Raw genomic sequence first — 9503 nt, 5'->3', positions numbered from 1 at the left:
TCACCGTTGACTGACCTTGCGCCATCGCGAGCAAGCTCGCTCCCACAGGGTTTTGCGTTTGACTTCAGTCCTTGAAGTCAGTGGACAGCGCCAGTTCATTCCACTCCGCCAGTTCCTCGGCGACGAAGCGGTTTTTCGCTTCGATGCGCGCGATGGTATCGCTGCCCAGCGCCAGACGCTGTGGCGGTTTCGGCGCATTGACCAGGGCGAACATCGCCTCGGCAAATTTCACCGGATCACCTGGCTGCGCATGGTTGGCCGCCTCGGCATGCTTGCGCATCGCGCCAACCGTTTCATCGTAGTCCGGCAGTTCCAGCGCAGTCTTGACCAGCGATTGCTCGTCGAGGAAATCGGTGCGGAAGAAGCCCGGCTCGACCACTGTGGCGTAGATGCCCAGCGGTGCCAGCTCCTGATGCAGCGCCTCGGTGATGCCTTCCACCGCAAACTTGGTCGAACCGTAGACGCCCCAGCCCATGTAGGCCTGGTAGCCGCCAATCGAAGAGATGTTGATCACATGCCCGGAGCGCTGGCGGCGCATGTGCGGCAGTACCGCACGGGTCACGTTGAGCAAGCCGAAAACGTTGGTGGCGAACAGACGCTCGGTCTCGCTAGCGCTGGTCTCTTCCACCGCTCCCAGCACACCGAAACCGGCATTGTTGATCAGCACGTCAATCCGGCCAAAACGCTTGATGCCTTCCGCGACCGCCTGATGCGCTTCTTCTTCGCGGGTCACGTCCAGACGCACGGCCAGCAGGTTGGGATGGTCGCCCAGTTTGGCGATGACTTCTTCAGGTTTACGGGCGGTGGCAATCACCGCGTCGCCGGCACGCAGAGCACGTTCTGCGATGAGGGTACCAAAACCACGGGAAGCTCCAGTAATCAACCAAGTACGCATTTCAACTCCTCCTGTCAGCGACCCGAGCGTTATTGCCGGGCCTTCTTGATGAGTTGACGCAACTTTAAAACTCCACTACTGATGTGATAATCCCAATAATTTTGCATGGCTTTGTGAAAGGCATTCACAGATGAAAGCACCTTCGGCGGCAGATCTCTCGACCTTCCTGAGCGTGGCCACCCACCTGAACTTCAGCCGCGCGGCGGTGGAACTGGGGCTGACGCCTTCCGCCCTGAGCCATTCGGTGCGCACCCTGGAAAACCGCCTCGGCGTGCGCCTGTTCAACCGCACCACCCGCAGCGTCGGCCTGACCGAGGCCGGCGAGCGTCTTTTCGCGCGGTTGAAACCGGCGTTCCGCGACATCGACGATGCGCTCGAAGACCTCAACAGCTTTCGCGACAAACCCTCCGGTAACCTCAGGATCACCGCCGGGCGCCAGGCTGCGGAACTGGTGGTGCTGCCGCTGGCCGCACGGTTTCTGGAGGCCTACCCGGACGTGAAACTGGAGATCGTGGCCGACGACGGCCTGGTCGATGTGGTGGCGGCAGGTTTTCATGCCGGCGTGCGCTTTGGTGCGCGACTGGAGGCTGACATGGTTTCGCTGCCCATCGGCGCGTACATGCGCTCGGTGGTCGTTGCCTCACCGGCGTTCTTCGAACGGCATGCAATCCCGCAAAAACCCGAGGACTTGCATGGCCTGCCGTGCATTCGTCACCGTTTCCCCAGTGGAACACTGTATCGCTGGGAATTCGAACGGGGCGGGATTGCCCAGGAAATCGAAATCGAGGGCCCTTTGACCTTGGGCGACGTGAGCCTGATGGTCGGCCCGGCATTGCAGGGCGTTGGCATCGCTTACATTTTCGAAGACATGGTCAAGGCGCAAATCGCCGATGGCAGCCTGATCCAGGTTCTGGGCGACTGGTGCCCCTATTACCCGGGCCTGCATCTCTACTACCCGAGCCGCCGACATGTGCCGGCGACGCTCAAGGCGTTCATCGAGTTTGCCCGCGCCGCCCGGGAGTAGCTGCCAAGCCAGTAGACGCGGCTTGATCAGGCGTTGAGATAGTCCAGGGTTTGCGCCGTGGTCCACAGGCCGTTGGCGATGTAGCGGTAGTTGATCAGCGCCGCCAGGTAGCCGTCGCCTTCAGGAGTGGTCGGGCCGGCGGTGGCGTCACGCACCACGGCGACTTCAAAGCCCTGTTCCAGCAGTTCGCGCAAGTGCGACTCGACGCAGAGGTTGGCCGCCATGCCCGCCAGAATGATTTGCGACACGCCATGCTTGCGCAGTTGCAGCGCCAGGTCGTTGGTTTCCGGGCCGTAGACCTTGTGCGGCGACGCGATGATGGTTTTACCGTCGAGGATGTACGGCTTGAACTCGGGCATGAAATCGGCGCCGGAGTTTTCGAAACCGTCGAGGGTCAGCGGGCCCTTGCGATCGAACATGCAGATACTGTGCATGACCTTTTCCAGCGGCCCGCCGAACTGCCATTTGTGGTCGCACGGATAGTAGTAATGCGGCGAAACCGCGACGGTGATGCCCGCGTCTTTGGCGGCAGCAAACAATTGGCCGAGGTGGTTGACCACGTCATGCTCGACGACGCTCTTGCCGAAAGCGCTCCAGCTCACACCCTCGGGGCTGAGGAAGTCGATCTGCGGGTCGATGACCACCAGCGCGGCGCGGGACAGGTCGAGCTTCATGCCCGGATCCGGCAGCGCAGGCTCTGCCGGGTCAGCGTACTGGGGGGCGGTGCGAATCGGATCGTTACTCATGACGGTGGACTCCGGACGTGGACAAGAAAAATGGCTCTGCGCCGTGGCACCCGGGAGGGGTGTTGGTTACCATCGGCGAGAACTTCATCCTACGGTCGCGCCCTGCTCCCCTTTTGCCAGGACGTACAGCGTCTTTACCCGGGCGTCTCTAAATGGACATTCTTTCCGAATTCTTCGAACGCACGCATTTGCAGGGCCGGCTGTTTTTTTCCGGTCCGGTGGACGGCACGCTGGTCCTCGACAAACCGCCGGGCATGGCGTTTATCCATGTGATCAGTCGTGGAGGCATGGACATGGTGCAGCCGGGATTGCCGAAGATCTCGATCAGCGAGCCCAGCGTGCTGTTTTGCCCCAGCAGTTGCCGTTACCAGTTGCGGTCCAGTACGGCCGACGGCGCCGAACTGATCTGTGCTTCGTTCCAGTTCGGCCGCAACTCCCTGCAACCCTTCCCGCTCGGGCTCAAGGAAACCCTGGTGTTTCCGTTCAGGGAGCTGGAAAACCTCGCACCGTTGATCGGCAGCCTGATCGGTGAATTCCAGGATCAGGCCCCCGGTCGGACCAAGGCGCTGAACCTGCTGCTCGAATACATTTTCGTGCTGCTGGTGCGCCGTTCAGTGGTGGAGGGAAAGATTTCCAGCGGCCTGCTCTATGCCCTTCAGGACGGACGCCTCGGGGCGGTGTTCAACCGGATTCACCAGGAGCCCGAGGCGCTCTGGACCGTCGAGAAACTCGCCCAGCTTGCGAACATGTCGCGCTCGAAATTCTCGGCGTGCTTCACCCGGATCATGGACATTTCACCCATGGGCTACGTCACGGCGTGGCGCATGAAACTGGCCCAGGACCTGTTGCGCGAAGGGGTGCAGATCAAGGTGATTGCCGCGACGGTCGGCTACAGTTCGCAAGCCTCATTCTCCCGAACCTTCCTCAACGTGGTGGGCCTGCCACCGGCCGAATGGCTCAAGCGCGATGCCAGCGATCAGGATCAACCGCCAATCACGGCGCGGGTGATCCGGGCGGCTGAAAACCATTAACCCTGTCAGAGAGAAAACCGATGGTCACGTGCTACCTGAAATATGTGCTCGATCCGTACAAGCTCGACGCGTTCGAACACTACGGCAAGTTGTGGATCCCGCTGGTGGAGAAGTTCGGTGGCCAGCATCACGGCTATTTCCTGCCGTCCGAAGGCGCCAACAACATCGCCCTCGCCATGTTCACGTTCCCCAGCCTGGCAGCCTATGAACATTACCGGCAAGAATCGATGAACGACCCGGCGTGCATCGCCGCATTCAAATACGCCGAAGAAACCCGCTGCATCCTCAGCTATGAGCGCAGTTTCTTCCGGCCGGTGTTCGGTGAGCCGAAAGCGCAACAGGCTTGATCGGCCTCAAGGCGCATTGACCACGACGTAAGTCACGTCGCTGCCTTGATACTGCGGTTGATACCAGGTCGAGCCGCACTGCATGTAGACCGTGTTGTATTGCATGACCTGCACACAGTTGGTGGGCATTTGCGCCGGGGTCATGATCGAACCGACGACCGCGGCGGTCACGGCAACCGTGGCCGTAACCGCCGCTGCGGTGGCGATCGGATGGTAGTGATCGTCGTAGCCGTACCGACCGTGCCCATCAACATCGATGTCGACGTCGCGGTGGTTGTCGATATTGACGTTGCGATTGACGTTACGGTTATGCGTGCTGTTGTTGATGTTGGTGCGGTTGCCCACGTTGTTGCCGGCATTGACCCGATTTCCGGAGTTAACCCGGTTGTTGGCGTTGACCCGGGTGGCACGTTGCGTATTACCGGTGTTGATGCGCTGCGCTCGTGGCGCGCTGGGTGGTGGTGGCCGGTTTACCGAAGCCCTGGCGTGACCTTGGGCGCGCATGGGCCGGGCGTCGGCTTCGGCGATCAGGCCGATGGTCAGCGCCGAGGCGGTTACCAGGGATAACAACAGGCTGCACGACAATGCGCTGTTCATGTCATTCCCCTCCCTTGTCACTGGCTTTCTTCAAAGGAATGGACACATCGCCCTTGCCCGGTTTGAAGGTAAAGATCGAATCCTTGATGTCCGGCTTGAGGTTCCAGCGATAGACCGCGCTGTATTCCGGAAAACTCGCCTCATCGGTGGTGGTGATCACCAGTTTGCAGGGCAACGGTTTTTCGGCGCGGGTAATCCACAGCTGCCAGTCGATCCCCTGCTGCCGGAACGCCAGGTGATCGCAGAGCTTGCCGTTGATCGTCGATGGGCCGACGTACAGCGCTTCCTTCAGGGCATCGATCTGCGACTGATCGCTGCCAAACAGAAACAAGTCTTCCATCGGGACCTGAACGCCGTAATAGTCTTCGAGCCGGTGCAAGGTTTCAGACACTTTCGGCGGCGCATCGACCGTGGTGTAGTACTTGAGGAACGGCGAATACTGGGTCAGCTTCTTACCGTTATAGAAGAACTCCCGGGTCCTGACATCGCCCTCTGTCTTGGCATACAGCCGATCATGGCCGACCACTTTCAGCGTCGTCACGGCCTCGGTTTTGATCTTTTGCCCGGACTCGAGCACCGAGTCCCTGGTGATTTCGGCGTCGACCTGAAACCTTTTCAGGCTGCGCAGGTAATTGCCCATGTCAATCACCTTGTCGACCACCTGCGGGTTAATCAAAGGCGTGTTATCGGCGGCTGGCGGGTCCTCGGCGTGAGCGACGGGAATCACGGCCAAGGTGAATAACAGGCCGAAAATACTCATATCGACTTTCATGGATCCCGCTCCTGGCCTGCGCACGTTCCTGGGCTGAATTTTCAGCCTAGACCCCACTTGCCCTGACCGCCATCAGCCCTGTTTCAGATCCAGACAATAGGTGTAGTAACCCGGGTCGCGCACGTAACCCAGTGACTCGTACAAGTGCTGCGCGCTGACGTTGTCGGTGGCGGTTTCCAGGGTCATGCCCTTGGCGCCGGCCAAGCGGGCAAAGTCGCGGGCGGTGTTCATCAGCAGCGTGCCGACGCCTTTGCCACGGACGGCGGGCGTGGTGAACAGATCGCCGAGCAGCCAGGTGCGGTGCGCGTCGATGGAGGAAAAAGTCGGGAACATCTGCACGAAACCCAAGGTTTCACCGTCGGCGTCCTCGGCATAGAAGATCACCGATTCGTCGCGGGCGATGCGTTCGGCGATGAACGCGCGCGATTGCGGCAGGTTTGAAGGTTGGAGGTAGAAACCCCGGTAGGCGTCGAACAACGGGGCGATTTTATCGATGTGGGATGCGTCTGCGCGCAAGGCCTGGATAGCCATGAGGATGCTCCATTGCGGTCTCAAGGTTTTACAGCCTAGATCAAAAGATCGCAGCCTGCGGCAGCTCCTACATTGGAATGCATTCCCCTGTAGGAGCTGCGCAGGTTCGGGCCGCGTCCGGATGATTTTTTTTGCAATCAGACCCGCACGTTACGCCCCGGCAATCCATTGCGCTGGCTGTTCTCCCAATTCTCCACCAACCCCACCGGCACATCCGATGCCGGCAGCATTTTCACCCCACGCACCAGGTCCGATGCGCGTTCGGCGAGCATGATGGTCGGCGCATTGAGGTTGCCGTTCGGCTCGGTCGGGAACACCGACGAATCAATCACCCGCAACCCGGCGATGCCATGCACCCGCAACTCGGAATCCACCACCGCCATGTCGTCCTCGCCCATGCGGCACGAACCGCAAGGGTGATACGTGCTTTCGAGGTTTTCACGCACGAACGCATCGAGGTCTTCATCGCTGGTCACCAGCGCGCCGGGGGCGATTTCGCCGTCGCGGAAACGGTCCATGGCTTTCTGGCCAATGATTTCGCGGGTCAGGCGGATGCAGCGACGGAAGCCTTCGCGGTCCTCTTCCCGCTGGAGATAGTTGAAGCGGATTTCCGGATGCTCGTAAGGGTCGGCCGAACGCACCCGCACATAGCCACGGCTCTTCGGTTTGTTGGGACCGGTGAGCACCATGAAACCGTGGCCCTTGATCGGCTTGTTGCCGTCGTAGCGCATCGCCGCCGGCAGGAAGTGGAACTGAATGTCCGGCCAGCGCAGGCCCTTCTCCGAGCGAATAAAACCACCGGCCTCGAAGTGGTTGGTCGCGCCAAGGCCATCCTTGAACAGCAGCCAGCGCAGACCGATCATCAACTTGCTCAGCGGGTCCATCTTGCTGTTGAGCGTCACCGGTTCCTTGCAGCCGAACTGGATGTACACCTCGGCGTGGTCCTGCAGGTTCTCCCCTACTCCCGGCAGGTCATGGCGCACGCCGATCCCGGCTTTGCGCAGGACTTCTGCCGGGCCGATGCCGGAACGTTGCAACAGGTGCGGCGAACCGATCGGCCCGGAGGAAATCAGCACTTCGCGGTTGCAATACACCTGATGGGTCTGGCCATTGTGGTCATACATGACCCCCACCGCACGCTTGCCTTCGAGGATGATCTGCCGAGTCATGGCGTGGGTGATCACGGTCAGGTTCGGGCGGCCCATCGCCGGGCGCAGATACGCATTGGCGGTGGAGCAACGCACGCCGTTTTTCACGGTCATGTGCATCGCGCCGAAACCTTCCTGCATGTAGCCGTTGCAGTCTTCGGTCTTGATGTAGCCCGCCTCGGCACCGGCTTCAACCCAGGCCCCGTATAGCGGGTTTTTCATGTGGTTGCCGTTGGTGGTGTGCAGTGGCCCGGTTTGCCCGCGATAGCTGTCGCCACCCGACTCATAGCTTTCGGCACGCTTGAAATACGGCAGGCAATTCTTGTAGCCCCAGCCCTGGGCGCCGAGGGATTCCCATTCGTCGAAGTCCAGCGCGTGACCACGGATGTACACCAGACCGTTGATCGACGACGAACCGCCCAGCACTTTGCCCCGAGGGCAGTGAATGCGTCGGCCGTTGAGGTAAGTCTCAGGCTCGGTTTCGTAGCGCCAGTTGTACTTCTTGGTGTTCATCGGGATCGAGAAAGCACTGGGCATCTGGATCACTACGCTCTTGTCGCTGCCGCCGAATTCCAGCACCAGCACCGAGGTGGCAGGATCTTCGCTCAGGCGGTTGGCCAACACACAACCCGCCGAGCCTGCGCCAATGATGATGTAGTCGTATTTTTGCGTAGACATGGTCATCTCCCGACCGTCGATTCAGTGAATACCGGCAATGGTTGCTGTTTGTGGGTCAGCGTGTCGCCGGTGGTGTATTGCGGGGAGGTCTTTTCGATCTGCTGGATCACGACTTCTTCGCGTTTCAGGTCGATCGAGCGGCTCAGCCAGTAGTACGCCAGCCCCGAGACGATCAACCCGACCAGCCAGGCGATGTCGATGCTGCCGAGCGCCTTGGCCAGCGGGCCGACGTACACCTCGCGCTGTTCGACGCCGTCGTAGATGTAGAAGAACGGGATCATCGAAATGAAGCCGATGGCGTAGGCGGCGATACCGCGCAGGCCCCAGCTGCCGTAGATGTTGCCGTGAGGCATGAAGAAGTGCGGGATGGCGTAGCGGCCCTTGCGCACGAAGAAGTAGTCGGTGAGGTTGACCGAGGTCCAGGGCACCAGGAAGTACAGCATCACCACCAGGTAGATCCCCAGCACCGACAAGCCTTTGCCGGAACTCTGGATGCTCAGCGCCACGCCCAGTTGCAGCAGGATCACGAACGCGATGGCCAGGATGCGCGCCTTGCGCGTTGGTTCGATGTGTTTGATCGAGTCGACGCAGGTCAGCGTGGTCAGCTTGGCGCTGTAGATGTTCATCGCGATCACCGGCAGGAACGCCAGAATGGTGATCACCACCACCGCCGTGCCCATCAGTGGCGACACGGTGTTGCCGACTTGCCCGAGCGCCACCAGCACGTCAGTGGAGTGCAGGTGATCGGCCAGCCAGCCACCGACGGAAATCATCCACGCGCCGGACAACGACGCCCCGAGAAACACCACCGCAATCAGCTTGCCGCTGGAGGTGTTCTTCGGCAGGTAGCGCGAATAATCCGAAACGTACGGGGCGTAGGCGATGTTGTAACTCGCTGCTGCCGCGAACTGCGCAATGAACCCGGTCCAGTTGAAGCCCAGCGGTTCGCGGGCCACTTCACCTTCGGCGAGCGCCGGCAACACGGCATCCGGCACCCAGCCCATCACCACCGCCAGGGTCACCAAACCGTACAGCGGCAGCGACAAGTACAACGCCCATTTGAAGCTGCGGTGCATCCAGTCGTGGCCGAGGATCGCCAGCACTGCTGCCGGAATGGTCACCGCCACCGCGATCACGGCGGGATTGAATCCGAACAGCGTGTGCAGCCCTTGCATCATCAACACCAGATTGACGATGTTGAATCCGGCGAACACGAACAGCGTCGCCAGCAGCACCAGGATCACGCCGCGATAACCGAACTGCGCCCGCGACTGGATCATCTGCGGCAGGCCAAGGTGTGGACCTTGCGAACCATGGAAGGCCATGAACAGCGTGCCGAACATGATGCCCAGCGTGCCGGCGAGCGTAGTCCACAGCGCGGTGAGGCCGACGCTCGGGCCGACGAAGCCGATGGTCATGGTGAAGAAGGTGAAGTTGCCGAGGAACCAGAACGGGCCTTGGCTCGACAGCTTGTCGGTGCGCTCGTTTTCGGGGATGAAGTCAATGGAATGCCCCTCGACGACGGACTTGTCATCGAGGGCGGACACGCTCGTGGCTGACTTGGCGTTAGTGTTCATGATGGACTCTTATTGTTGGAAGATCATGACGAGATAACCGCGTTCTTTCGGGTGAACGACTCCCGTGGGCCTCCATGCCGTTCTCGATTGGCGAATAATTCCTCGATCCCTGTAGGAGCTGCCGCAGGCTGCGATCTTTTGATTTTGTTTTTTTCAA

General features: G+C 60.5%; 10 protein-coding genes. 3 read left to right on the top strand and 7 right to left on the bottom strand.

Going from position 1 to position 9503, the window contains the following annotated elements; translation table 11 throughout:
* Positions 1-64: 64 nt before the first annotated feature.
* Positions 65-895: an oxidoreductase gene (locus ACW9JC_RS26020; protein ID WP_457458564.1), complete on the bottom strand. Its 831-nt coding sequence runs from the start codon at positions 893-895 to the stop codon at positions 65-67.
* Between the two features lie 130 nt (positions 896-1025).
* Here ACW9JC_RS26020 and ACW9JC_RS26015 point away from each other — a divergent pair, with 130 nt between their 5' ends.
* Entirely contained in the window at positions 1026-1919 is an 894-nt protein-coding gene (locus tag ACW9JC_RS26015) for a LysR family transcriptional regulator (protein WP_457458562.1), read from the top strand.
* A gap of 26 nt (positions 1920-1945) precedes the next feature.
* Here ACW9JC_RS26015 and ACW9JC_RS26010 read toward each other — a convergent pair whose 3' ends face one another.
* Complete coding sequence (locus ACW9JC_RS26010; protein ID WP_457458560.1) at positions 1946-2665, bottom strand: cysteine hydrolase family protein; 720 nt, start codon at positions 2663-2665, stop codon at positions 1946-1948.
* Positions 2666-2817: 152 nt separating this feature from the next.
* On the opposite strand from ACW9JC_RS26010, the gene ACW9JC_RS26005 reads away from it, so the two are divergent.
* Positions 2818-3696, top strand: coding sequence for an AraC family transcriptional regulator (locus ACW9JC_RS26005; RefSeq protein ID WP_457458558.1), 879 nt, complete (start codon positions 2818-2820; stop codon positions 3694-3696).
* A gap of 20 nt (positions 3697-3716) precedes the next feature.
* On the top strand, positions 3717-4043 hold the full coding sequence (locus tag ACW9JC_RS26000) for an NIPSNAP family protein (protein WP_448108480.1): 327 nt from the start codon (positions 3717-3719) through the stop codon (positions 4041-4043).
* A gap of 6 nt (positions 4044-4049) precedes the next feature.
* Here the strand turns inward: ACW9JC_RS26000 and ACW9JC_RS25995 are convergent, their stop codons facing one another.
* From ACW9JC_RS25995 to ACW9JC_RS25975, 5 genes are all read right to left on the bottom strand, one after another.
* The gene (locus tag ACW9JC_RS25995) at positions 4050-4640 is read right to left on the bottom strand and encodes a hypothetical protein (protein ID WP_448108481.1); all 591 of its coding nucleotides are present in this window, start codon (positions 4638-4640) and stop codon (positions 4050-4052) included.
* Between the two features lies 1 nt (position 4641).
* Positions 4642-5412, bottom strand: a complete 771-nt coding sequence (locus ACW9JC_RS25990; RefSeq protein ID WP_338581827.1) for a DUF2092 domain-containing protein — start codon at positions 5410-5412, stop codon at positions 4642-4644.
* Between the two features lie 72 nt (positions 5413-5484).
* Entirely contained in the window at positions 5485-5943 is a 459-nt protein-coding gene (locus tag ACW9JC_RS25985) for a GNAT family N-acetyltransferase (protein ID WP_457458555.1), read from the bottom strand.
* Between the two features lie 137 nt (positions 5944-6080).
* The gene (gene betA / locus ACW9JC_RS25980; protein ID WP_457458553.1) at positions 6081-7769 is read right to left on the bottom strand and encodes a choline dehydrogenase; all 1689 of its coding nucleotides are present in this window, start codon (positions 7767-7769) and stop codon (positions 6081-6083) included.
* 2 nt (positions 7770-7771) lie between these two features.
* A complete protein-coding gene (locus ACW9JC_RS25975) occupies positions 7772-9346 on the bottom strand; it encodes a purine-cytosine permease family protein (RefSeq protein ID WP_416128157.1) in 1575 nt (524 codons plus the stop codon).
* Between the last annotated feature and the right edge of the window lie 157 nt (positions 9347-9503).

This window comes from Pseudomonas sp. SDO5591_S426 (assembly GCF_054070755.1).
Note: the sequence above shows the minus strand (reverse complement) of the source record. Positions and strands in the feature narration are given on the sequence as shown.

Bases quoted from the DNA above. Each gene is read 5' to 3' on its own strand.
- ACW9JC_RS26020 (WP_457458564.1), bottom strand. From the start codon at position 895: ATGCGTACTTGGTTGATTACTGGAGCTTCCCGTGGTTTTGGTACCCTC.
- ACW9JC_RS26015 (WP_457458562.1), top strand. From the start codon at position 1,026: ATGAAAGCACCTTCGGCGGCAGATCTCTCGACCTTCCTGAGCGTGGCC.
- ACW9JC_RS26010 (WP_457458560.1), bottom strand. From the start codon at position 2,665: ATGAGTAACGATCCGATTCGCACCGCCCCCCAGTACGCTGACCCGGCA.
- ACW9JC_RS26005 (WP_457458558.1), top strand. From the start codon at position 2,818: ATGGACATTCTTTCCGAATTCTTCGAACGCACGCATTTGCAGGGCCGG.
- ACW9JC_RS26000 (WP_448108480.1), top strand. From the start codon at position 3,717: ATGGTCACGTGCTACCTGAAATATGTGCTCGATCCGTACAAGCTCGAC.
- ACW9JC_RS25995 (WP_448108481.1), bottom strand. From the start codon at position 4,640: ATGAACAGCGCATTGTCGTGCAGCCTGTTGTTATCCCTGGTAACCGCC.
- ACW9JC_RS25990 (WP_338581827.1), bottom strand. From the start codon at position 5,412: ATGAAAGTCGATATGAGTATTTTCGGCCTGTTATTCACCTTGGCCGTG.
- ACW9JC_RS25985 (WP_457458555.1), bottom strand. From the start codon at position 5,943: ATGGCTATCCAGGCCTTGCGCGCAGACGCATCCCACATCGATAAAATC.
- betA (WP_457458553.1), bottom strand. From the start codon at position 7,769: ATGTCTACGCAAAAATACGACTACATCATCATTGGCGCAGGCTCGGCG.
- ACW9JC_RS25975 (WP_416128157.1), bottom strand. From the start codon at position 9,346: ATGAACACTAACGCCAAGTCAGCCACGAGCGTGTCCGCCCTCGATGAC.